This window comes from Lentzea sp. (assembly GCF_035525475.1).
Taxonomy (GTDB): domain Bacteria; phylum Actinomycetota; class Actinomycetes; order Mycobacteriales; family Pseudonocardiaceae; genus Lentzea.
In genome coordinates, this window is record NZ_DATLEC010000023.1 from 55744 (window position 1) to 78738 (window position 22995).

Genomic DNA, 22995 nt, shown 5'->3' on the forward strand with positions numbered 1-22995 from the left:
AGGCCGCCATGAGGCTGTTCGACCTGCGACTGATCATCGCTTTCCTCTTCGGCCTGTACGGCGTCGTACTGGTCGTCATCGGTCTCGGTTTCACGACCGACGACGACCTGAAGAAGGCCGAAGGGGTCAACATCAACCTGTGGGCCGGCATCGCGATGGCCGCGCTGGCGGTGGTCTTCGCCGCCTGGGCGACGCTGCGGCCTCAGTTCGCGGACACGGACAAGCAGCCGCTCAAGGAGCTATGACTGCGGACGACCAGGGTAAACAGGGTTGAAGGCCTCGATCGTCCACGCGTCGAGCCAGGTGAATGCGCGGCGGATTCGGTTTCGCACGTCTCTCCTTCTGTCGGGGTCTTCACCCTGTATGACGTCTCGATCTTCTGAATCGTTCCCGTAGCTGTGGGTGACATGTGCCACGGGGCAACCCGGGGTACCGGCCACACACGCGCGGAAAGGTCGCTACCGTGCACGTCGTGCCTCGTTTTCGTGCCACCGCCGTGGTCGCCGCCGCTGCGTTGCTGATGGCCGGCTGCGCCACCGGGCCGGGTCTTGCCAAGACCAACTCGCCTCGCCGGACCGTGCAGGCGGGCGCCGAGGTGAACCCGACCGAGCCGTCGACGACCACCAGGCAGTCCGCGCAGGCGGGCAAGCCGGTCGACCCGGCGTTCGCGTCGGAGCGGCTGCGGCTGGTCAACCCGTGCGCGTTGATCGACAAAGAGCTCCTGCAGACGGTCGGCACGCCGTCGAGGTACACGAGCAGCAACTACACGCGGTGCTCCAACTACATGAAGGACAAGGCGGGCAAGTCGCTCGGCATCACGCTGGACATCGGCTACTCGCTGACGTCCTCGGACGTGAAGAACGCGACCAAGACCCTCGCCGGGCTCAAGAGCGGTGAGCAGAAGCTGAGCTCGTCGTGCTTCGTCACGGTCGTGACGCAGGAGAGCCCGGCGCAGGCCGTGCGGATCCAGGTCACGACGGGGTCGGCCGGCGACGCGGCCGAGCCGTGCGAGCCGGGCCGCAAGGTGCTCGAGGGCGCGGTCCGCAAGCTCAAGGGCAACCCGCAGAAGTACACCCCGACCAAGGGCTCGCCGGTCGAGGTCGACCCGTGCGCGATCGTGGACAAGGCGACGCTCGCGCCCGTGCTCGGCGCCTCGCCGCGCGCCCTGCCGTTCGGTCTGCACCAGTGCTCGTGGTCGGGCCAGAGCGCGCAGATGCAGATCGACGTCAAGACGGCGCGCATCCCGAAGGACGGCAAGTTCGACACCAAGTCCGTCGAGGTCGACCTCGGGGGCGGCGTGAAGGGCTACCAGGCGTTCAAGGACACCTCGTACCCGAGTTGCGAGCTGGTCGTCGTGCGCACCAAGGACTCCAGCGACGCCGGTGAGGTCGTGGAGTTCATCGTGAGCGGGTCGAAGGAGAAGGAGTTCGACCGCTGCCAGGCGGCGCAGACCTTCGCCAAGGCGGTCCTGCCCAGCCTGCCCGCCACGTGAGTGTGACGCGGCGGGGGGCCGCACCGGGCCGGGCGGGGGCTGAAAGTTGCCCGGCTACGCGTTAGTGTCGAGGTTACTGGCGAGTACCGGAGGAGCACCATGACGCAGACCGCTTCGGACAGCGCGCTGTCGGCCGATGGCGAGCAGCGGCGGTTCGCCTCACTGGACCCGCGCACGGGTGAGGTCGTCGCGCACCACCCGATCCACACCGCGGCCGAGGTCGAGGACGCCGTGTCGTCGGCGCGCGAGGCCGCCGCGTGGTGGGCGGGGCTCGGGTTCGAGGGACGCAAGACCAAGCTCGACGCGTGGCGCAAGATCCTGTCCCAGCGCACCGACGAGTTCATCTCGCTGATCAGCTCGGAGACCGGCAAGCCCGCCGACGACGCGCGCGTCGAGATCGCGCTGGTGATGGACCACCTGCACTGGGCCTCGCGGCACGCGGGCCGTGTGCTGGGCAAGCGCCGTGTCTCCTCCGGCATGCTGATGTTCAACCATGGCGCGTCGCTCGAATATCTGCCGTTGGGCGTCATCGGCGTCATCGGGCCGTGGAACTACCCCGCGCACACGCCGATGGGGTCGATCTCGTACGCGCTGGCCGCGGGCAACGCCGTGGTGTTCAAGCCGTCGGAGTTCACGCCGGGGGTCGGCACGTTCCTCGCGTCGACGTTCACCGAGGCGGTGCCGGAGTACCCGGTGTTCCAGGTCGTCACGGGCTTCGGCGAGACCGGTGCGGCGCTGTGCGCGTCCGGTGTGGACAAGATCGCGTTCACGGGCTCCACGCGGACCGGCAAGAAGGTCATGGCCGCGGCCGCCTCGTCGCTGACGCCGGTGCTGGTCGAGTGCGGTGGCAAGGACGCGCTGATCGTCGACTCGGACGCCGACCTGAACGCGGCCGCCGAGGCCGCGATCTGGGGTGCGGTGTCGAACGCCGGCCAGACGTGCGCGGGCGTCGAGCGGATCTACGTGGCCGAGGACGTCGCCGACCGGTTCATCGAGATCGTGGTGAGGCGCGCGAAGAAGCTCAAGCCGGGTGGCGAGCCGAACGCGAACCTCGGGCCGATCACCATGCCGTCGCAGGTGGAGATCATCCGCGAGCACGTGCAGGACGCACTGGACCGCGGCGGCAAGGCGCTCGTCGGCGGGCCGGACTCGATCAGGCCGCCGTACGTCGAGCCGGTGGTGCTCGCCGACGTGCCGGAGGACTCGCTCGCGATCACCGAGGAGACCTTCGGGCCGACCGTGGTGATCAACCGGGTGCCGGACGCGCTGGAGGGGGTGCGGCTCGCGAACCGGTCGAAGTACGGGCTGGGCGCCGCCGTGTTCTCGAAGTCGCGCGGCGAGGAGCTGGCACGGGAGCTGCGGGTCGGCATGGTGTCGATCAACTCCGTGCTGACCTACGCGGCCATTCCCGGGCTGCCGTTCGGCGGGGTCGGCGACTCCGGGTTCGGGCGCATCCACGGCGACGACGGGTTGCGCGAGTTCGCCTACGCCAAGGCCGTGACGAAGCAGAAGTTCGCGTCGCTGATCGACATGGCCACGTTCGACCGCTCGTCCATGGCGGGCAAGCAGATGCTGCGGCTCGCGCGGATGCTCTTCGGACGCTGAAGAGCACCCGCGCGAGGTCTTACGCCCCGAGCTGCTTCTGCAGGTCCTGCAGGACCACGTTCGCGGCGAGGACGCCGAGGCCGAGGAAGTACGTCTCGTCCGCGACGGGCTTCGCCTTGCCGGCCTTGACGGCGTTCAGGCCGCTCCACAGGGGACCGCCGAGCACGGAGCCCTGCGCGGTCTTGGCCGGGTCGCCGTAGGAGGAGTAGACGACGAAGTCGGCGTCGGCCTTGCCGATCTGCTCGGCGCTGACCTCGGCGGCCAGGTCGTCCACCTGGGACGGCGTTGGCTGCGGGATCTTGGCGTCCACCAGGATCGTGCCGATGAAGGACTTCTTGGCGTACAGGCGGATGCGGCCGGGCATGAAGCGCAGCGCCGTGACGGTCGGGCGCACGCCGAGCTTCTTCTCGATGGCCGTACCGACCGCGGTGGCCTTGTTCGTGTAGTCCTCGAGCATCTTCGCGGCATCGGCCTGGCGGTCGAGCGCGGCGGCGTTGAGGAGGAAGTTCTCCTTCCACACGTAGCCGGGGCGCACCGAGAAGACGGTCGGGGCGATCGCCGCGAGCTTCGGGTAGAGGGCCTCCGCGCGCAGCTGCGAGCCCAGGATCAGGTCCGGGTTCAGCTTGGTGATCGCCTCGAGGTTGAGGTTGCTGGTCGTGCCGACGTTCTCCGGCGTGCCGCCCTTGTCGCCGATGTAGGACGGCATGGTGGGGGAGCCGTCGGTGTAGGCGATGCCGACGGGCTTGATGCCGAGGGCCACGACGTTGTCGAGCTCGCCCGTGTCGAGCACGATCACCCGTTCGGGTTTCTTCTCGAGCTTGGTCTCACCCATCGCGTGCTTGACGGTGCGGGGGAACTCGCCCGGTCCGGCCTGCGTGCCGAAGCCGTTGCTCAGCTCGGTCGCCTTGCCGAAGTCCGCGCCTCCCTGGGCAACCGTGGGCTTGTCCTGCGCGCTCTGGGAGCACGCGGTGAGGGTCAGGGCAACGGCCACGAGCAGCGCTGCTCTCTTGGACACGATGTGGTTCCTCCGCTACTCGCAGTGATGTTGACCTGCATTTCTTAGGGCGGGCTAACGGTAGCGGGGTCGTTTGCCCGTTCCGAGTGTCAGACCCCCGGAGTAAGAAGGAACACGGTCACCGCCGATCGGGAGGGCTGTTCGATGAAGAAGATCATCAATGATCCGGAGACCGTGGTGCAGGACGCGCTGCGGGGGATGCAGGCAGCCCACTCCGACCTGCTGACGGTGCACTACGACCCGGCGGTCGTCGTGCGCGCGGACGCTCCGGTGCGGGGCAAGGTGGCGGTCATCTCGGGTGGTGGCGCGGGCCACGAACCGTTGCACGGGGGGTTCGTCGGGCGCGGCATGCTCGACGCGGCCTGTCCCGGCCCGGTGTTCACGTCGCCGACGTCGGACCAGGTGCTGGACGCCGTCGTGAAGACCGACGGCGGCGCGGGCGCGTTGCTGATCGTGAAGAACTACACGGGCGACGTGCTGAACTTCGAGATGGCCGGCGAGCTGGCGGAGTCCGAGGTGCGCAGCGTCGTGATCGACGACGACGTGGCGGTGAAGGACTCGCTGTACACGGCCGGTCGCCGTGGCGTCGGCGGCACGGTGCTGCTGGAGAAGATCGTGGGCGCGGCGGCGGAGCGCGGCGACGACCTGGCGGCGTGCGAGGCGCTGGCGTTACGGGTGATCTCGTCCGTGCGGTCGATGGGCCTCGCGCTGACCTCGTGCACGGTGCCGCACGTGGGCTCGCCCTCGTTCGAGCTGGCCGACGACGAGATGGAGATCGGCATCGGCATCCACGGCGAGCCGGGCCGCCACCGCGTACCCGTGGGCTCGGCGTCGGAGATGGTGTCGGCGTTGCTCGACCCGATCCTGGAGGACCTGCCGTTCGCGTCGGGCGACCGGGTGCTGCTGTTCACGAACTCAATGGGCGGGACCCCGTTGATCGAGCTGTACTTGGCGCACGGCATCGCCGAACAACTGCTGGCTGATCGGGGGATCACGGTGGAACGCAGGCTGGTTGGCCCGTACATCACGAGCCTGGAGATGCAGGGCATGAGCCTCACGCTGCTGAAGGTGGACGACGAGATGCTGTCGTTGTGGGACGCGCCGGTGCACACGCCCGCACTGCGCTGGGGAGTCTGAGATGGGGTGCACGGCCGCGGACGTCGTGGTGGCCCTCCGCGCCGCCGCTCTCGTCGTGCAGGAGCACCGCGACGAGCTGGTGCGCCTGGACCAGGCGATCGGCGACGCCGACCACGGCGAGAACATGCGGCGCGGCTTCACCGCCGTGCTGTCCCGTTTGGACGCCGACGAACCCGACACGCCCGCCCAGGCGCTGAAGCTGGTCGCCACCACGCTGATCTCGACGGTGGGCGGCGCGGCAGGCCCGTTGTACGGCACGGCTTTCCTGCGCGCGTCGGCCGCGGCGGGTGATTCGGCCGAACTGGACGGCGCCGCCGTGGCCCGCGTCCTGCAAGCCGCGCTGGACGGCGTGGTGGCGCGCGGCAAGGCCGTGGTGGGCGACAAGACGATGGTCGACGCACTGACGCCCGCCGTGACCGCCGCTGCCTCGGCGAACGGCTCGGTGGCCGCGGCGCTGTCCGCCGCCGCCGACGCCGCGGCCGAAGGCGCCGAGTCGACCGTGCCGATGGTGGCGCGCAAGGGCCGCGCCTCCTACCTGGGCGAGCGCAGCGCCGGGCACATGGACCCCGGCGCCCGGTCGACCGCGTTGCTGCTGCGCGCTTTCGCGGACGCGGCGGCCAAGGCATGACCGCCGCGTTCCAGCCCGGCCGGGTGGGCCTGGTCGTCGTCTCCCACAGCGCCATGCTGGCCAACGGCGTGGCGGAGCTGGCCGCCCAGATGGCGCCCGACGTGGCCGTTCTGCCGGTGGGCGGCACGGAGGAGGGCGGCCTGGGCACCGACTACGGCGCGGTGGTCGAGGCCCTGGCCGACGCGGACTCCGGCGCGGGTGTGGTCGTCCTGTACGACCTGGGCAGCGCCAAGATGACGGCGGAGATGGCCGTCGAGTCGGCGGAAGACCCGTCCCGCTACACGGTGGTGGACGCACCACTGGTGGAGGGCGCGGTGGCAGCAGCCGTTGCCGCACAAGGAGGCGCGGCCCAGCCCACCGTGGCGTCCGCGGCCGAGGGCGCGTCCGGCGAGGCCCCGGTGTCCGTCCCCAGCAGACCGGCGCTGCACCTGGTGCCCGACGCGGTGACGGCAGAAGTCCTGCTGACCAACGAGGTGGGTCTGCACGCCCGCCCGGCAGCCCTGCTGGCCCGCACCGTGGCCGAACTCGACGCCGACGTGGTCGTCCGCTACGGCGCCGAGGAGGCGAACGCGGCAAGCGTGCTGGCCCTGATGGGCCTGAGCGCGCCCGGCGGCAAGACGATCACGGTGGTGGCCACGGGCAAGGACGCCGGGGAGGCGGTGCGCCGCATCGAGGAGCTGGCGGAGAGGGGGTTCGACGACTAGCCGCCCGACCGGGCCTGCCAGGTGGCCGAGCCTGCCGGGGGCTGAGGCGGTGGGAGCTGAAGCCGTGGTGCGGCGTGCCCGAGCCCGAACGCGATTTCCACCGGCTGGCACCTGAGGCGTCGCGCCAAGTCCGCGTCGCGTCGAGCCAGTCCCTCGGCGTCGACCAGGCCTTGCTCTGTGCCGCGCCAACCCCGCTGGAGGGTAGGCCTGCACTGCGCCGAGCCGGACTCGCGCCGGGCTGAGCCCGCACTGCGTCGTGCCGTGCCCGCACTGCGTCGTGCCGTGCCCGCTTTGCGTCGCGCCGAACAGCCCTGCGGCCCCGCCCAGGCCTGCGCCGCGCGGCCCGCGCGTGTCGCAAGGCAACTCCGCGAAGCAACCTCACACCGTGCCGAAGCGAGCCCACCCGAAGGCGTCCCCGAAGCGGCCGCCACCCGCCCCATCGCACACTCGGATGGAGCAACTCAGTGCTGCCCCACACGGGTTGATCAGGCGCGATGCGCCGCCCAGCCCGCCGCTGCACCGATCACTGTTTCGATCCCGATGGCGAAGCTCACGGCCGCCGTCCGCGCCAGGAGTGGCATAGTCGCCCGCAAGTTACTCCTTGGTAGCTCACGCTTCACCCCGCAGGGAGGTCTCCAGTGGCGCGCGAAATCAACATCGTCGGAGTCGTCGGCTTCGGAACCATGGGCGCGGGCATCGTGGAGGTACTCGCGCGCACCGGGCTCGAGGTGAAGGTGGTGGACGTCGACGCCGCGGGCGTCGAGCGCGGCCTCGGGCACCTGGAGCACTCCACCGAGCGGGCCGTGAAGCGCGGGAAGATCAGCGCGGACGAGAAGGCCGCGATCCACGGACGGGTCACGACGAGCCTCGACCTGGCCAGCCTCGCCGGCTGTGACCTGGTGGTCGAGGCGGTGCCGGAGAACGTCGAGCTCAAGGCCCGGATCTTCCAGGAGCTGGACGCGGTCCTGGAGCCCGAGGCGATCATCGCGTCGAACACGTCGTCGTTGTCGATCACCGAGATCGGCGTGCACACGCGCAGGCCCGGCAAGGTCGTCGGCCTGCACTTCTTCAACCCCACGCAGGTGTTGAAGCTGGTCGAGGTCGTGCGGACGGTCGTCACGGAGCCGGACGTGATCACGGACGTCGTGGCGTTCACCGAACGGCTGGGCAAGTCGCCGGTCGTGATCGGGGACAGGGCGGGGTTCATCGCCAACGCGTTGCTGTTCCCGTACCTCAACCACGCGGTCAAGATGCTGGAGTCCCGGTACGCGACGCGCGAGGACCTCGACGCCGCCATGCGGTACGGCTGCGGATACCCGATGGGGCCGTTGGCGCTGTTGGACCTCATCGGTCTCGACACCGCGTACGAGATCCTCGACACGATGTACCACCAGTCGCGCAACCGGCTGCACGCGCCGGCGCCGCTGCTCAAGCAGATGATCACGGCCGGGCTGCTCGGCAGGAAGACCGGTCGCGGGTTCTACACCTACGACGGGCCCGACTCGCCGGTCGTCGTCGAGGACTCGCAGACGCCGTCCGAAGTGGACGGTGCGGCGCAGACCCGTGAGGTCCAGCGGGTCGGTGTCATCGGCACGGGAACGATGGCCACCGGGATCGCGGAGGTCTTCGCGAAGCGCGGGTACGACGTCGTGCTGCGCGCCCGCACCCTGGAGAAGGCCGAGGCGGCGATCGGCCTGGTGCGCAAGTCGCTGGACCGCGCGGTGAGCAAGGGCAAGCTGTCCGAACAGGATCGGGACGCGACGCTCCAGCGGATCACGCCCGCTGTGGAGTTCGTCGAGCTCGCGGACTGCGACCTGGTCGTCGAGGCCGTGGCCGAGGAGATCGGGATCAAGAAGGAGGTCTTCGCGGCGCTCGACGAGGTGTGCAAGCCCGGCGCCGTGCTCGCGACGACCACGTCCTCGCTTCCCGTCATCGAGGTCGCTGCGGCCACCAGCAGGCCCGCGGACGTCGTCGGTCTGCACTTCTTCAACCCCGCGCAGGTCATGAAGCTGGTGGAGGTCGTCGAGACGATCTCCACGGGCGCGGACGTGGTCGCCACGGCGCGCAGGATCTGCCTCGACCTCGGCAAGCACCCGGTGCACTGCGGTGACGTGGCGGGCTTCATCGTCAACGCGTTGCTGTTCCCGTACCTCAACGACGCGGTGAGGATGCTGGAGGCCCACTACGCCGAGGCCGACGACATCGACAACGCGATGAAGGTCGGCTGCGGGCTGCCGATGGGACCGTTCGCGCTGCTCGACGTCGTGGGGCTGGACGTGTCGCTCGCGATCCAGCGCACGCTCTTCAACGAGTTCCGCGAGCCCGGCTTCGCGCCGGCGACGCTGCTGGAGCACCTGGTCACGGCCGGTCGGCTCGGCCGCAAGACGGGCAAGGGGTTCCGCGACTACTCGTGAGCCGCTCACAGGAGCACCATGTCGCGTCTGGCATGGTGTGGGGCATGCGGCGACTGGTGCTCCTGTTGGCTGTCCTCGTGCTCGCTTCCGGCTGTGCCCGGACGACCGTCGGGGGCAGTCCGCTCGCCCAGTCACCGCTCGACGCGACGTCGCCGTTCGACCAGGAGCAGGAGCCGTCGACCGACCCGTCCGCGTCCGAGGAGCCGGAAGGCACCGAGACCGCGCCGATCGACGGCGAGGTGCAGGGCGTCTGCGCGAAGCTGAAGTGGACCGACCTGCCGTACCCCGGAGCGAAGGCGGAGTCGCCTCCCAGTCAGATCAACTACGACTCGACGTTCGACCAGTCGTGCCGGTGGACGACGAAGGTCGACAATGTCGAGGTGGGCGTCTCGCTGCGGTACCGCGAGGGCCGGCAGGTCAGCATCGAGCGCACCACCGGCGACTGGGACGTGAAGGGTCACAAGGTCACGTACCTGGACCGCTCCGACGACCCCGACGTCGAACCGTCGTGCGTGCTCGTCGTGCCCTACGACGGCGGTGGGCTCGGAATCATCATCATCGACTCGTCCGGCAAGTTCGGCACCGTGTGCGACCAGGGGCGCAAGGTCGCCGAGGTGCTGATCGACCGCGAGACGGCCTAGCCGCAGCAGCCCCCACCGCAGCAGCCGCCGCCACCCTGCGGGGCCTGCGTCGTGCCGCCGATACCGGCCATGGACAGCAGCTTGACCGTGTCGGCGTGGCCGTCGGGGCAGCTCGCGGGTGAGGACGACTCGCTCATGGGACGCTGCAGCTCAAAGGTGTCGTCGCAGGTTCGGCAACGGAACTCGTAGGTCGGCACGGCCTGATTCTACGAGCGATTACCGTGTTCCCGTGCCCCGTCGTAACAGCCCCAAGCCGGAAGAATCGCGGCCCCTCGGAGGGGGTGTCGGCTGGGCGCGCACCGAGTCGGGTCCTGACGGCGACTGGCTGGTCCGCAACATCTCCGGGGCGCAGGCGCAGAAGACCTACCGCTGTCCGGGCTGCGACCACGAGATCCGCCCCGGCACGCCGCACGTCGTCGCGTGGCCCGCGGCGGAGACGGGTTCGGTGGAGGAACGCCGCCACTGGCACCAGGGGTGCTGGCACTCGCGCGGCCGGCGTGGCCCGACCGCGCGCCGTTGGTGAGCTAAAGCCCGACCTGCTTGCGCCACCGCTCCAGCCGGGTGCGGAACTCCTCCGGCTGCTCGACGGGCGGCAGGTGTCCCGCGTCCTCGATGCGCTCGCTCGTGGAGCGCCGGAGCGTCACCGCGAGCTTCGCGGCCACGTCGGGCGGCGTGAGCTTGTCGTGCTCGCCCACGAGCACGAGCGACGGCACGTCCAGCGACTCCAGCACGTCCGTCGAGTCGGGTCGCTTCGCCATCGCGCGCTGCCACCACGCCACGTCCTCGGCGCGTTGCTCCAGAACCATCGTGCGCACCAACGCCCGTGCCGTGTCCGAGGCACCGGGACCGAGCAGGTTCGGCAGCATGGCGTCGACGAGCCACTCGCCGACGCCCTCGCGCTCGACCCGTTCGGCCATCGCGTGGCGGTTCGCGGCGGCCTCCGGCGTGTCCGCGGTGTGCTTGGTGTCGACGAAAACCAGGCCCCGTACGCGTTCCGGCGCTCGCCGCAGCAACGCCATCGCGACGTAGCCGCCCATCGAGCACCCGCCCAGCAGCACCTTGTCGAGGTTCCGCTCGTCGAGCACCGCGAGGACCTGGGACGCGAGCACGTCGAGATCGGGCTCGCCGTGACCGCGCAACGACGGCGTGAGCGCGCCCGGCACGTCCCACATCCGCGCGTCGAGCGGGAAGGCGTGCAACAGCACCAGGTCGTCCATCAGCTCTCCCACTCCGGCGCCAGCACCGACCACACCTCGAGGTCCTGCCGGACCCCGCGGTACGAGAAGTACGAGCGCAGCACCCCGTCCTTGGTCATGCCGAGCCGCCGCGCGACCGCGATGCTGGGCGCGTTGCGCGACGACACCCGCCACTCAACCCGATGCACGCCGCGCTCGCGAATCACGTAGTCGATCAGCAGCCTGGACGCTTGTGTGACCAGGCCCTTGCCGACGGCGGCGGGCTCGAGCCAGCAGCCGACCTCCGCGAGTGCCTGCGGGATGTCCAACACGCGCAGCAGCACACCGCCTACCAGCACGTCGTCGAGCCAGATCCCGAAGATCCGGCCGGTGTCGTTCGCGGCTTTGTCCGCGTAGCTCTGGAGGAGTTTGCGTGCGCTTTCCAGGTCTTTGGCGGCGTCGGCGAAACCGATGTGCTGGCCGATGAAGTCCCGGCCGCGCTCCATGTGGGCGAAGAACTCATCGGCTTGCCACGGTTCCAACGGCCTGAGTTCGGCGCCGTCCGTGCCGAGCGGCTTCACGAACATCCTGTTCCCCCAAGATGAGTGACATGTCGACGCGAATCGTATTGGTGCGCCACGCGCAGTCCGTCCCGCCACGGCTCGGTGAGCCCGACGACGACCAGCGGCCGCTGCGTCCCGAAGGCTTGGCGGCGGCGGAGGCGTTGGCCGGCCGACTCGTCGAGCACGCGCCGGCAGCGGTGCTGTCGAGTCCGCAACTGAGGGCGGTGCAGACGGTCAGGCCCGCCGCCGCGGCTCTGGGCCTGGACGTGATCACGTGGCCGGAGCTGCGGGAGTGGGAGCCGGGCCTGCTGCCGAGCGCGGACTGGGAGGCCCGGTACGCCTGGAGCTGGGATCACCCGGCGCTGGCGCACGGGTCTGGCGAGAGCCTGGACGCGCTGACCGCACGGGCAGGGCGGGCGTTGGCGCGCATCGCTTCGGAATACCCGGACGTGACCGTGCTGGCCGGGTCGCACGGGACGTTCCTGTCGCGCGCGTTGATCGCGGCCGGCCGGGTCGTGGACTGGGACTTCTGCCGCGCGATGCCGATGCCGGCGGTCCACGAAATCACGCTTTGACCTGCTGGGACGCGAAAATTGTCGGTGCCGGCTGGGATAATTGAAATCAGGGGTCCCCCTGGGCGGGGGACCCCTGCGCGAGCGTGTGGTGTCAGGACTTCTTGGCCGGCTGCGGACGTGCGATCTTCGCCGTCGGTCCGTCGACCTGCGACGCCTGGACGGGCTTGTTCGACGGCTGAACTGGCTTGTTCGCAACCTGAGCGGGCTTGGCCTGAGCGTCCTTGGCGGGAGCGGCCGGGACCTGCTTGGCCGGAGTCTGCTGGGCGGGCGCGGTGAGTTTCGCCTGAGCAACCGGAGCAACCGGAGCAGCGGGAGCCGCCTGAGCCGGAGCTGCCTGTACCGGGGCAGCGGGAGCCGACGGGGCAGCGGGAACGGCTGGAGCCGCCTGTGCAGCGGGAGCGGCCGGAGCCGGCTGCGAGGGAGCCGGCTGCGAGGGAACCGGCTGCGAGGGAACCGGCTGCGAGGGAACCGGCTGGGACGCGGCCGGCTGGGACGCGGCCGGAGCCGGAGCGGGCTGAGCCGTCGGAGCGGCTGCCTCGGCCTGGGCGGGGTCCTCCTCCACCGGGTCGAGCAGCGGCACGACGTCCTGCAGTGCCGTCCGCACGTTGTGGAGCTGGTGCGAGAGGCGGTTGCGGAGGGTGCGGAGCTGGTCGACGCGCTGGGCCGCGGCGGCCGTGCGGCGGTTGGCTTCCTCGGTGGCCTCGCGGACTCGGCGGTTCGCCTCGTCGGTCGCCTCCTGGATTCGGGCCGTGGCCTCGGTGATCGAGTCGTGGCGGCGGCGGTTGGCCTCTTCTGTGGCCTCGCGCACCCGGCGTTCCGCCTCGGCCTTCGAGGTGGTCTGTTCCTGGGCGACGGCGGCGCGGATTCGCGCTGCTTCCTCCGTCGCCTCGCGCACCCGGCGGTCCGCCTCGCTCTTGGAGGTGGCCTCCTGGGTGGCGAGGGTGGCCATCGCCTCGCTGCGGCGGGCGGCCATCGCGATCTCGAAGTCCTCTTCGACGGTCACCCGGCGCTGCTCGGACTCGTCGGCGATCTTGCGGGCGGCGGCCTCCGCCTCCGAGACGATCTTCTCCGCCTCGGTGCGAGCGGTCTCCAGGACGCCCTTGTGCTCGGCCTCCATGGCGGAGCGGCGCTCGTCGAGCTCGGCGATGAGCTTCTCGTAGCGCTGGCGCAGCACACCCGCGTCGGTTTCCGCCTTGGCGCGGATGTGCCCGCCTTCTGCTTCGGCACGGGCCTTGATCTCGTTGGCCTCGTCCTGGGCCAGCCGCAGCATGCGCTGGAGGCGCTCGGAGAGCCCCTCCAGCGTCGTCGGCGGCAGCGACAGGCGCTCGACCTGGTGGCGCAGCTCGGACATCTCCGAGCGCGCCGCTTCCAGCTGGCGCGCCAAATCGGACGTCTGGGACACGGCGGCATCGCGGTCCGCGGCCAGCAGCCGCAGGTCCGAGTCGAGGCGTTCGAGATGATCCTCGACCTGGGCGCGGTCGTAACCGCGCTTGACGATGTCGAAGCCGGATCCCAGGGGGACGAGGTCACGGTCGTCGGCGAGGCCCATGCCCCTCACGCTACCCGTTCGGGTACCCCCGGAAGGTCACGCACCCCGGAATCGATTGATAGCTGTGAGGTGCTTCGCGCGCAGTTCGTGATCCAGCACACCAAGACCTTCTTCCGGCGCAAGGCAGAGCACGCCGACCTTGCCCTGGTGCGCGTTGCGGTGCACGTCGTGCGCGGCCTGGCCCGTTTCGTCCATTGAGTACACCTTGGACACCGTCGGGTGGATCTTTCCCTTGGCGATCAAGCGGTTCGCCTCCCACGCCTCGCGGTAGTTCGCGAAGTGCGAGGACAGGATGTGCTTGAGGTTCATCCACAGGTAGCGGTTGTCGTACTGGTGCATGTACCCGGAGGTCGACGCGCACGTGACGATCTTGCCGCCCTTGCGCGCCACGAAGACCGAGGCGCCGAACGTCTCACGGCCGGGGTGCTCGAACACGATGTCCGGGTCCTCGCCGCCGGTCAGCTCGCGGATCTTCGCGCCGAAGCGCTTCCACTCGCGCGGGTCCTGCTCGTGCTCGTTCTTCCAGAACCTGTAGCCCTCTGCGGAGCGGTCGATGATCAGTTCGGCGCCCATCGAACGAACGATCTCGGCCTTCTCCGGCGACGAGACGACGCACACGGGCGTCGCGCCGCCGTTCAACGCGAACTGCGTGGCGTACGAACCGAGACCGCCGGACGCGCCCCAGATCAGGACCGTGTCGCCCTGCTTCATGTTGGCACCGTTGGTCGACACCAGCTGGCGGTACGCGGTGGAGTTGACCAGGCCCGGCGACGCCGCTTCCTCCCACGTGAGGTGCTTGGGCATCGGCATCAGCTGGTTCGACTTCACCAGCGCGAGGTCGGCGAGGCCGCCGAAGTTCGTCTCGAAGCCCCAGATCCGCTGCTGCGGGTCGAGCATCGTGTCGTTGTGGCCGTCCGGGGCCTCCAGCGGCACGTCCAGGCAGTGCGCGACCACCCGGTCGCCCGGCTTCCACGCGGTGACACCGGGCCCGACGCGCACGACGACGCCGGCCAGGTCCGATCCCACCACGTGGTACGGCAGGTCGTGGCGGCCGCCCAGCCGCTTCAGGAACCCGAACGTGGACACCGGTTCGAAGATCGAGGTCCACACGGTGTTGTAGTTGATCGCGGAGGCCATGACGGCGACCAGCGCCTCGCCGGGACCGAGCTCCGGCGTGGCGACCTCGTCGACGTGCAGCGACTTGCGCGGGTCCTTGTCCCGCGTCTCGAGGCCGGCGAACATGTCGGCCTCGTCCGCGTGCACCGTCACGCCCCGATAGCTCTCCGGAACGTCCAAGGAACCGATCGCGTCCAGCTCGTCGGCCAGGATCGCATCAAGGATCTTCTGCACGGCGGCATTCCTTCCCGGTGAGGGATAGTCGCAGGTTGCCGGAGGTTACTCAGCAGTAACCGATTCAGAATCACGCCTGTGAGGGATGCCACCCGGATTCACCGGACCGGGCGCGGGCTAGTGCTCCGCCGGCTCGACCAGTTCGATGAGCACGCCGCCCGCGTCCTTGGGGTGCACGAAGTTGACCCGGCTGTTCGACGTGCCGCGCTTGGCGGCGTCGTAGAGCAGGCGCAGGCCCTTCGCGCGCAACGCGTCCGCCGCGACGTCCACATCGGACACCCGGTAGGCGAGCTGCTGCAGGCCGGGGCCGGAGCGGCCGATGAACTTGGCGATGGTCGAGTTCTCGTTGAGCGGCGCCAGCAGCTGGATCGCGGTGCCGCCGTGGTCGCCGGGCGTGTGGAGCATGGCCTCGCGCACGCCCTGCTCCTCGTTGACCTCCTCGTGCGCCACCTCGAGACCGAAGTTGTCGCGGTAGAACGCGATGGCGACGTCGAGGTCGGGCACCGCGATGCCCACGTGGTCGATCGCGGTCACGAATCGAGTGATGTCTGCGTTCATGGTTCGCGAGGGTATCCACGTGATCGGTGCAGGTGCTCCTGTGCGGGGTCTCACACGATTACCGCCCGGTAGCCCCCGGTATGGTTCTTTGTTAACGACCGTTCGCTCTTCCACTGGAGGCAGCTGTGTCCGGTTCCGTCATCGTCGCCGGGGCTCGCACCCCGATGGGCCGACTGCTGGGATCGCTCAAGGACTTCTCCGGCGCCCAGCTCGGTGGCGTCGCGATCAAGGCGGCACTGGAGCGCGCGGGCGTGGCCCCCGAGCAGGTGCAGTACGTGATCATGGGGCAGGTGCTGACCGCCGGCGCGGGCCAGATCCCGGCACGTCAGGCCGCCGTCGCCGCGGGCATCCCGATGACCGTGCCCGCGCTCACCATCAACAAGGTGTGCCTGTCGGGCATCGACGCGATCGCGCTGGCCGACCAGCTGATCCGCGCGGGTGAGTTCGACGTCGTCGTGGCCGGTGGTCAGGAGTCGATGACCCAGGCGCCGCACCTGCTGCCGAAGTCGCGCGGCGGGTTCAAGTACGGCGACGTGACGATGCAGGACCACATGGCGCACGACGGCCTGTTCTGCGCGTTCGACCAGGTCGCGATGGGTGTCTCCACGGAGAAGCACAACGAGCGCTACAGCATCACGCGCGAGGAGCAGGACGCGTTCTCCGCGCGGTCGCACCAGCTCGCCGCGAAGGCCGCCGGGAACGGCGTGTTCGACGCCGAGATCGCACCGGTCTCCATCCCGCAGCGCAAGGGCGAGCCGGTCCTGTTCAGCACGGACGAGGGCGTCCGCGGCGACACGACGGCCGAAAGCCTCGCGAAGCTGCGCCCGGCGTTCTCCTCCGACGGCACGATCACGGCGGGCTCGGCGTCGCAGATCTCCGACGGCGCGGCGGCGGTCGTCGTGATGAGCAAGGCCAAGGCCGAGGAGCTGGGCCTCGAGTGGATCGCGGAGATCGGCGCCCACGGCGTCGTCGCGGGCCCCGACGCCTCGCTGCACGAGCAGCCGTCCAACGCCATCAAGGCCGCCTGCGCCAAGGAGGGCATCGACCCCTCCGACCTCGACCTGGTCGAGATCAACGAGGCGTTCGCGGCGGTCGGCATCGTGTCGACCCGTGAGCTCGGGATCCCCGAGGACAAGGTCAACGTCAACGGTGGTGCCATCGCACTCGGCCACCCGATCGGCATGTCCGGCGCCCGCATCGCCCTGCACCTCGCACTGGAGCTGCAGCGGCGCGGTGGCGGCATGGGTGCCGCGGCGCTGTGCGGTGGCGGCGGTCAGGGTGACGCGCTGATCATCCGCGTGCCGTCCAAGGCCTAGTGTGCCCGGTCGTGGCCCGAGCCGTTGACGTAGCAGGACTGGTCGACCGCGCGCGTGACGGCGAACCGCGCGCGGTCGCCAGGCTGATCTCCCTGGTGGAGCAGGGAAGTGCGGCTCTCCCGGAGGTCGCTGCCGCTCTGGCGCCCCACACGGGCCACGCCCAGGTCGTCGGCATCACCGGCGCACCGGGCGTGGGCAAGTCGACCTCCACGAACGCGTTGGTGCGCGCCTATCGCGCCGAGGGCAAGCGAGTCGCGGTGATCGCCGTCGACCCGTCCAGCCCGTTCTCCGGCGGCGCACTGCTCGGCGACCGCGTCCGCATGGGCGACCACGCGTCCGATCCCGGCGTCTTCATCCGCTCGATGGCCACCCGCGGCCACCTCGGCGGCCTGTCCTGGGCCACCCCGCAGGCACTCCGCGTGCTGGACGCCGCCGGCTTCGACGTGGTCCTCGTGGAGACCGTCGGCGTCGGTCAGTCCGAGGTCGAGATCGTCGCGCTGGCCGACACCACCCTCGTCCTGCTCGCGCCGGGCATGGGCGACGGCATCCAGGCCGCCAAGGCGGGCATCCTGGAGATCGCCGACGTCTTCGTCGTCAACAAGGCCGACCGCGACGGCGCCGACCAGACGGCCCGCGACCTCAAGTACATGATCTCCCTGGGCCGCCGCGACCGTACGGGCCCCTCCTGGCGCGCCCCCGTCGTCAAGACCGTCGCCGCCCGCGCGGAGGGCCTGGACCGCGTCGTCTCCGCCATCGCCGAGCACCGGTCCTGGATGACCGAGCACGGTGAGCTGGAGGAACGCCGCCTGCGCCGCGCCGGTGCCGAGATCGAGGCCATCGCCGTGGAACGGGTGCGCACCCGGTTCGGGCCTGTCGACCGGCTGGCTGAACGCGTGGTCGGGGGTGAGCTGGACCCGTTCGCCGCGGCCGAGCAGTTGATCAGCGGTAGCCTGCGGGAATGACCGCTTGGGGAGCGCCTCCACCCGTCGTCGTGGACCTGGGCAAGAGCGACACCCGCAAAGTCCTGATAGGCGGTTCGGTGGCGGGAGTGCTCGGCATCCTCGCCCTGGTGGGCTCGGTGACGGCCTTCGCCGACGGCGAACCGGTGGGCGGGGGCATCGCGGGAGTGATCGGCCTGGTCTTCACCGGCATCGGCGTCATGGCCGTGGTGAAGTGGAAGACGATCTCCCGCCCGCGCAAGCTGGTCATCGAGCAGCAGGGCATCCGCCTGGACGACCCGCAGGGCATGCCGTGGGCGGTGGCCTGGCAGGACCTGGGCGCCATCTCGATCTCCCGGACCCGCGAACGGGCCGTCCAGCTGGCGGACGCGCTGGTCCGCCGCACCCTCGTCCGCGTCGACCTGCACCCGCGCGACCCCCAGCGGTTCCGCCCGGCGCACCCGACGATGGAACCGCTGTGGGAGTTCCACCGCGTGCGGAACGGCTACCGCCTGCCGCTCGGCGACTCGGCGGGGTTCATCGACCCGATCGACCACGGTCTGCGGACGTTCGCGCCGTCCATCTACCGCGGCGTGGTAGACGAAGGGTTCAGCGTAGGTCTGCACTGACCGCTCGTGCAGCTCCGCACCGCTTGGCCCAACCTTTCCACCTACCTGGCACGACACTGCTCACGCACCGGCACCGGGTGTGCGTCGCTCGTGCCCGTTTCAGCCTCCGAACGAGACCCATCTCTACTCTGAGTAGTTCCGCTTCTCACTGCTTGCAGTGATGGTCTCCCCTTCGACTACGCAGGGGAGTTACCCTCAGTCGTTCATGCGGTGTCACTTCTATCCCCCAAAAAGGGGTGAAGCCGTGGGCGGCAACCTGAGCACAGAACAGCGCGTGCTGGACGTGGTGCTGTCGTTCGCCGCCGACGACACCCTTCCCGAGCTCCTCAGACACGTCGTCGAATCGGCCTGCGACCTGGTCGGCGCCCCCTACGGCGCGCTGGCGGTGATCCACGGCCACAAAGAGCTGACGGAGTTCACGAACGAGGACGGCCGACCGCACATCACCACGGGTGATCCGCGCTCGATCGGCGTAGCCGACTTCCTGGGCGCGCCCGTCAAGGTCGGGGACGAGACCTTCGGCAACCTCTTCCTGTCGGGCAAACCGGAGTTCACCGCCCGGGACCGCGACATCGTCACGGCACTGGCCACGGCCGCGGGCTCCGCCATCGGCCACCTGGACCGCTACGAGCAGACCCGCAGGCGCGAGGTCTGGCTGAGGGCGGCCGCCGAGGTGACCACCAACCTCCTGACGGGCACCACCGGGAGAGACGCCCTCTACCTCGTAGCCCGCACCGCGCGCAGGACGGCGGCGGCGGACTTCGCCGCGGTGGTCCTCCCCGACCACAACGGCGACCTGGTCATCGAGGTGACCGACGGCGGTTCCTACGACGCCGAAGGCACGCGCATCCCGGCGGAGGGCACGGTCAGCCACCGCGTCTACGAGTCGGGCGAGGCCGAGTGCCACCCCAAGGACACGATCCCGACGGTGCCGGGCCCGTGCGCCGTCGTGCCGCTCACCGTCGGCGAGCGGACGATCGGCGTGCTGATCGTCGCGCGGCCCGCCGACGAACCGAACTTCGACGACCTCGAGCTCATCGAGGCGTTCGCCGCCCAGGCCGCGCTGGTGCTGGAGTTCACCAGGGCCCAGGGCGACACCGAGCGGCTCGCGGTGCTGGAGGACCGCGACCGCATCGCGCGCGACCTGCACGACCTGGTCATCCAGCGGCTGTTCGGGCTCGGCCTCGGGTTGCAGGGGCTGACCGGGATGAGCGCGCGTCCCCAGATCACCGAGCGGCTCAGCGGGTTCGTGGAGGAGGTCGACCACACGATCCGCGAGATCCGCCGCACCATCTTCTCCCTGCAGGAACCACCGACCGGCAGCACCAGCCTGCGGGGGCAGGTGCTCAACGCGGTGCACGAGTCCGCGCGACTGCTCACGTTCGAACCCGACGTGTCGTTGGAGGGGCCCCTCGACAGCGTGGTGCCTGACCAGCTCAGACCCGATCTGCTGGCCACGCTCAGGGAGGCGCTGGCGAACGTCGTGCGTCACGCTCGGGCGAAGCACGTCGCCGTGGTCGTGAGCGTCAACCGCACGATGACGCGGCTTGAGCTCATGGTCGAGGACGACGGCCGCGGCTTGCCGTTGACCGACGATTCCGGTGGCGTGCCCCACCACGCCGGCGGGCTCGCCAACATGGCGGCTCGGGCGCGGCGTCACCACGGGGACTGCGCGGTGGACTCGATCCCCGGCGCGGGTGTGAGCATCACCTGGTCCGTTCCGCTGGTGCTGCAGGAGGCGACATGGCGATAGCGGTGCTCTTGGTGGACGACCACGAGATCGTGCGGCGCGGGCTGGTGCAGCTGCTGGCGCAGGCCACCGACATCGAGGTCGTGGGACAGGCGGACAGCGCCACCGCCGCGGTCGCCCAGGCGCCGGGGCTCAGGCCCGACGTGGCGATCATCGACGTGCGGCTGCCCGACGGCGACGGCGTCACGGTGTGCCGGGAGATCCGCAGCCTCGTGCAACCGCCTCCCGCGTGCCTGATGCTCACGTCGTACTCGGACGACGAGGCGTTGTTCGGCGCGATCATGGCGGGCGCGTCCGGGTACATGCTGAAGGAGGTCTCCGGCAACGACCTCGTGGCCGCGGTCCGCACGCTCGCCTCCGGCGGGTCGCTCCTGCACGCCGGCGTGACGGCGACCGTGCTGCAACGGCTCAGGGGCGGGCCGGAGGAGGACCCGCGCTACGCCGCGCTGAGCCCGCAGGAACGCAGGATCCTCGACCTCATCGCCGAGGGCATGACGAACCGGCAGATCGCGAACCGCCTGTTCCTCGCCGAGAAGACCGTGAAGAACTACGTCTCGTCCCTGCTGCACAAGCTCGGCTTCGACCGCCGCACCGAGGCGGGCGTCTACGCGGCCCGGCGCAGACGCACCCACCCCGGTACTTTCTAGGCGATCCCGGGAACCGGAGAGCGGCGGGACACCGTCTACTGCATGGCGGTCGAGGAGTTCCACAGTGGACCTCCCAGACTCTTCTGTGGACGGACGCCGGAGGACGGGGAACGGGAGCCGCATGAGACACCGCCACTTCGCCGTGGTGAACCACCTGCACCCGGACGTTCACGACCCGTTCCTGCTCCTCCGCGAACGGGCCGGGAGCTTCGAGCGCTACGACGAGAACCGCGACTGGGTTCCCGCCGGACGCCAGTGGCGGCTGGGTGAACCCGTCAGCGGCACGACTCTCGACCACCTGCTGACGTCCTGGGCACCGCGCCCACCGCAGGGTGAACACCGGTACTACGCGTTCCTGGACGCCGACGGGGATCCGGTGCGCCTGGCGCACCTGTGGAACGACGTCAACGGAGTCGTCGCGGAGAGGACGTTCGTCAGCGAACGCTGGCGGGTGGTCGGTCCCTGCGTGTTCGAGGGCGGCCGGCGGGTCGAGATCGACGAGGTCCGGGCGCGTGAGCTCGAAGCCGTCGTGACGCGTCGCAGCCGTGAGCCGGAGGACGGGCGGTACCGGTACTGGGCCGTCGTCGACACGGTCCTGCAGCGGGTGTTGCGGACGTGGGGTGGAGAAGACGGAACGCGGTACGCGCAGTGGTCGATGGGCCACGGCTGGTACCGCGTTCACGTCCTGGACGTGGTGCGCGACGGAGTCCCGGCACAGCCGATCTCCGAGGAGGTGGCGGGGGAGCTGCGGCGGTCGTTCCCGGCCGTCGCGGCTCCCGCCGGCTGTCACCAGCCGAGCTGAACCGCCAGCCTCCGCGCCTGCTCCAGCGGACCGGCCTGCCGCTGGCCCGGTCCGGGCAGCGGCACACCGGGACAGGACAGGTCGCCCGGCGGCGTCACGCGGTCGACGAGGTAGCGCTCGACGACGTCGTTGACGCAGCCGTTGTCGAACCCGTAGATGCCGTGGTCACCCTCGTCCTTCACGGTCAGCATCCGCGAGCCGGCGAACCCGGCGTGCGACCTGCGCGCGCCCTCGATCGGCGTCGCCGGGTCCCGTTCGGACTGCACCATCAACGTCGGCGTGACGCCGATCCCGTCGGGGTGCTTGAGAGTGATGTCCGGGCGGTCCCAGTACGCGCAGGGTCCCATGATCTGGTAGTACCCGACCAACGGCCACTTGGCGCCGTCCGCGGCCGCGTCCCGTTCCAGGAACTTCCTGTCACCGCGGAACTTCGTGTCGTTGCAGAGGATCGCCAGCTGCGTGGCGAGCGGTGCGTCCGGGTAGCTCGCCTGCGCCGTCAGCTGCGCGGGCACCGCACCGGCCAGCTCGGCCAGCTTCGTCGCGGCGCCGTCGAAGGAGTACTTGCTGTACAGCCCTTGGGCGAGCGTCAGGTCGAGGATCATCGGGTAGTACGTGCCCTCCGGCAGCGTGACGGGCTGTTCGCCGAGCTTGGCGCGCGTCCGTTCGTAGGCCAGCCGGACCTCCTCCGCGGTCTTGCCGAGGTGGTAGACGTCGTCGTGCTCCGCCACCCACGGCAGGAAGTCGACGCGGAACCGCCGCTCGAAGCCCACGCCGAAGTCGCCGAACACCGTCTGCCACGGACCGGTGAAGTCCGTGTTCGAGTCGAGGACGACCTTGTCGAGGGTCTTCGGGAAGTACGTGGCGTAGTAGGCGCCCATCCAGCTGCCGCCGGAGTACCCGAGCCAGTCGACCTTCTTGCGCCCCAGCAGCTGCCGCAGCAGGTCGAGGTCCTTCACGGTCTGCTCGGTGGTGACGTACCGGCCGAACTCGCCCGACTTGGTCTGGCAGAACTTCGCCTGCAGCTCCATGCCGCCGTAGATCAGGTCGAGGTTGGCCTTGCCGCGGTCGCGCGGGTCCGTCGAGCCGAACGTGTCGAACCCGCCGCACGTGACGTTGTCGCCGGCGCCCGTTCCTCGTACATCGATGCCGTAGATCTCGGCGTTCTCGCTGAGCTTCGGCCGGCTCAGGTAGACCAGCGGCAGCGTGCGCCCCTCACCGCCGGGGCCGCCGGGGTTGGTGAAGACCGTGGTCTTGGCCTTGCCGTTCTTCGGCGTGAGGCGGCTGACGGCGATGGTGATGGTCTTGCCGTTGCGCGGGTTGTTCCAGTCCATCGGCGCGGTGAAGCTGCCGCACTCCAGCCGTTCCGCGCCGGGCGGTGCTCCGGGCGGCGGTGACTGGAAGCACTTCTGCCAGGTGATGGTCTGCGCGGCCTGCGCCTGCGGTGCGATCAGGAGCGTGGTGGCGGTGACGGCCAAAGCCGTCGCGATTGCTTTGCGGTGCATGCGTT

The 22995-nt window shown here is 70.1% G+C and carries 24 protein-coding genes; 16 read left to right on the forward strand and 8 right to left on the reverse strand.

All coding sequences use genetic code 11. The features are described from left to right. The first annotated feature begins 8 nt into the window (after positions 1-8). From VM306_RS02715 to VM306_RS02725, 3 genes are all read left to right on the forward strand, one after another. Positions 9-245: a hypothetical protein gene (locus tag VM306_RS02715; RefSeq protein ID WP_325510594.1), complete on the forward strand. Its 237-nt coding sequence runs from the start codon at positions 9-11 to the stop codon at positions 243-245. A gap of 227 nt (positions 246-472) precedes the next feature. Continuing rightward, positions 473-1492, forward strand: coding sequence for a DUF3558 family protein (locus VM306_RS02720; RefSeq protein ID WP_325510595.1), 1020 nt, complete (start codon positions 473-475; stop codon positions 1490-1492). A 99-nt stretch (positions 1493-1591) separates the two neighbouring features. Next, positions 1592-3097, forward strand: a complete 1506-nt coding sequence (locus VM306_RS02725; RefSeq protein WP_325510596.1) for an aldehyde dehydrogenase family protein — start codon at positions 1592-1594, stop codon at positions 3095-3097. A 19-nt stretch (positions 3098-3116) separates the two neighbouring features. Here the strand turns inward: VM306_RS02725 and VM306_RS02730 are convergent, their stop codons facing one another. After that, positions 3117-4112 (reverse strand): iron-siderophore ABC transporter substrate-binding protein, encoded by a 996-nt coding sequence (locus VM306_RS02730; RefSeq protein ID WP_325510597.1) that lies wholly within the window; start codon positions 4110-4112, stop codon positions 3117-3119. A 144-nt stretch (positions 4113-4256) separates the two neighbouring features. Between VM306_RS02730 and dhaK the strand changes: the two genes are divergently transcribed. The 5 genes from dhaK (at position 4257) to VM306_RS02755 (ending at position 9636) form a co-directional block, all read left to right on the forward strand. Then, positions 4257-5249, forward strand: a complete 993-nt coding sequence (gene dhaK / locus VM306_RS02735) for a dihydroxyacetone kinase subunit DhaK (RefSeq protein WP_325510598.1) — start codon at positions 4257-4259, stop codon at positions 5247-5249. 1 nt (position 5250) lies between these two features. Then, positions 5251-5877: a dihydroxyacetone kinase subunit DhaL gene (gene dhaL, locus VM306_RS02740; protein WP_325510599.1), complete on the forward strand. Its 627-nt coding sequence runs from the start codon at positions 5251-5253 to the stop codon at positions 5875-5877. After that, the gene (gene dhaM, locus VM306_RS02745; RefSeq protein WP_325510600.1) at positions 5874-6581 is read left to right on the forward strand and encodes a dihydroxyacetone kinase phosphoryl donor subunit DhaM; all 708 of its coding nucleotides are present in this window, start codon (positions 5874-5876) and stop codon (positions 6579-6581) included. Before dhaL ends, dhaM begins: the two co-directional genes overlap by 4 nt. A gap of 638 nt (positions 6582-7219) precedes the next feature. Continuing rightward, entirely contained in the window at positions 7220-8995 is a 1776-nt protein-coding gene (locus VM306_RS02750; protein WP_325510601.1) for a 3-hydroxybutyryl-CoA dehydrogenase, read from the forward strand. Positions 8996-9039: 44 nt separating this feature from the next. Beyond that, positions 9040-9636, forward strand: coding sequence for a DUF3558 domain-containing protein (locus tag VM306_RS02755; protein WP_325510602.1), 597 nt, complete (start codon positions 9040-9042; stop codon positions 9634-9636). Here the strand turns inward: VM306_RS02755 and VM306_RS02760 are convergent. Beyond that, complete coding sequence (locus tag VM306_RS02760; RefSeq protein ID WP_325510603.1) at positions 9633-9833, reverse strand: zinc ribbon domain-containing protein; 201 nt, start codon at positions 9831-9833, stop codon at positions 9633-9635. The two genes, VM306_RS02755 and VM306_RS02760, sit on opposite strands and share 4 nt — an antisense overlap. A gap of 32 nt (positions 9834-9865) precedes the next feature. Between VM306_RS02760 and VM306_RS02765 the strand changes: the two genes are divergently transcribed. Beyond that, entirely contained in the window at positions 9866-10159 is a 294-nt protein-coding gene (locus VM306_RS02765; RefSeq protein WP_325510604.1) for a hypothetical protein, read from the forward strand. A gap of 1 nt (position 10160) precedes the next feature. Here VM306_RS02765 and VM306_RS02770 read toward each other — a convergent pair whose 3' ends face one another. Together VM306_RS02770 and VM306_RS02775 are read right to left on the reverse strand one after the other, a co-directional pair. Beyond that, complete coding sequence (locus VM306_RS02770; protein ID WP_325510605.1) at positions 10161-10853, reverse strand: alpha/beta fold hydrolase; 693 nt, start codon at positions 10851-10853, stop codon at positions 10161-10163. Continuing rightward, positions 10853-11398, reverse strand: a complete 546-nt coding sequence (locus VM306_RS02775; protein WP_325510606.1) for a GNAT family protein — start codon at positions 11396-11398, stop codon at positions 10853-10855. The genes VM306_RS02770 and VM306_RS02775 overlap by 1 nt, the downstream gene beginning before the upstream one ends. A 23-nt stretch (positions 11399-11421) precedes the next feature. On the opposite strand from VM306_RS02775, the gene VM306_RS02780 reads away from it, so the two are divergent. Continuing rightward, positions 11422-11949 (forward strand): histidine phosphatase family protein, encoded by a 528-nt coding sequence (locus VM306_RS02780; RefSeq protein WP_325510607.1) that lies wholly within the window; start codon positions 11422-11424, stop codon positions 11947-11949. Between the two features lie 91 nt (positions 11950-12040). On the opposite strand, the gene VM306_RS02785 is transcribed toward VM306_RS02780, so the two are convergent. The 3 genes from VM306_RS02785 to mce all read right to left on the reverse strand — a co-directional run bounded on the left by VM306_RS02785 (position 12041) and on the right by mce (position 15406). Next, the gene (locus VM306_RS02785) at positions 12041-13498 is read right to left on the reverse strand and encodes a chromosome segregation protein (protein WP_414672320.1); all 1458 of its coding nucleotides are present in this window, start codon (positions 13496-13498) and stop codon (positions 12041-12043) included. Between the two features lie 36 nt (positions 13499-13534). Then, the gene (gene ccrA / locus VM306_RS02790; RefSeq protein ID WP_325510608.1) at positions 13535-14848 is read right to left on the reverse strand and encodes a crotonyl-CoA carboxylase/reductase; all 1314 of its coding nucleotides are present in this window, start codon (positions 14846-14848) and stop codon (positions 13535-13537) included. A 117-nt stretch (positions 14849-14965) separates the two neighbouring features. Beyond that, complete coding sequence (gene mce / locus VM306_RS02795) at positions 14966-15406, reverse strand: methylmalonyl-CoA epimerase (protein WP_325510609.1); 441 nt, start codon at positions 15404-15406, stop codon at positions 14966-14968. 125 nt (positions 15407-15531) lie between these two features. On the opposite strand from mce, the gene VM306_RS02800 reads away from it, so the two are divergent. From VM306_RS02800 to VM306_RS02825, 6 genes are all read left to right on the forward strand, one after another. Next, the gene (locus VM306_RS02800; protein ID WP_325510610.1) at positions 15532-16722 is read left to right on the forward strand and encodes an acetyl-CoA C-acetyltransferase; all 1191 of its coding nucleotides are present in this window, start codon (positions 15532-15534) and stop codon (positions 16720-16722) included. 11 nt (positions 16723-16733) lie between these two features. Then, positions 16734-17684 (forward strand): methylmalonyl Co-A mutase-associated GTPase MeaB, encoded by a 951-nt coding sequence (gene meaB / locus VM306_RS02805; RefSeq protein WP_325510611.1) that lies wholly within the window; start codon positions 16734-16736, stop codon positions 17682-17684. Beyond that, positions 17681-18289: a hypothetical protein gene (locus tag VM306_RS02810; RefSeq protein WP_325510612.1), complete on the forward strand. Its 609-nt coding sequence runs from the start codon at positions 17681-17683 to the stop codon at positions 18287-18289. The genes meaB and VM306_RS02810 overlap by 4 nt, the downstream gene beginning before the upstream one ends. 244 nt (positions 18290-18533) lie before the next feature. Then, positions 18534-20042, forward strand: a complete 1509-nt coding sequence (locus VM306_RS02815; protein ID WP_325510613.1) for a GAF domain-containing protein — start codon at positions 18534-18536, stop codon at positions 20040-20042. Next, positions 20033-20686: a response regulator transcription factor gene (locus tag VM306_RS02820; RefSeq protein WP_325510614.1), complete on the forward strand. Its 654-nt coding sequence runs from the start codon at positions 20033-20035 to the stop codon at positions 20684-20686. The genes VM306_RS02815 and VM306_RS02820 overlap by 10 nt, the downstream gene beginning before the upstream one ends. A 121-nt stretch (positions 20687-20807) precedes the next feature. After that, positions 20808-21488, forward strand: coding sequence for a hypothetical protein (locus tag VM306_RS02825; RefSeq protein WP_325510615.1), 681 nt, complete (start codon positions 20808-20810; stop codon positions 21486-21488). Here VM306_RS02825 and VM306_RS02830 read toward each other — a convergent pair. Further along, positions 21473-22990, reverse strand: a complete 1518-nt coding sequence (locus tag VM306_RS02830) for an alpha/beta hydrolase (protein WP_325510616.1) — start codon at positions 22988-22990, stop codon at positions 21473-21475. The two genes, VM306_RS02825 and VM306_RS02830, sit on opposite strands and share 16 nt — an antisense overlap. Between the last annotated feature and the right edge of the window lie 5 nt (positions 22991-22995).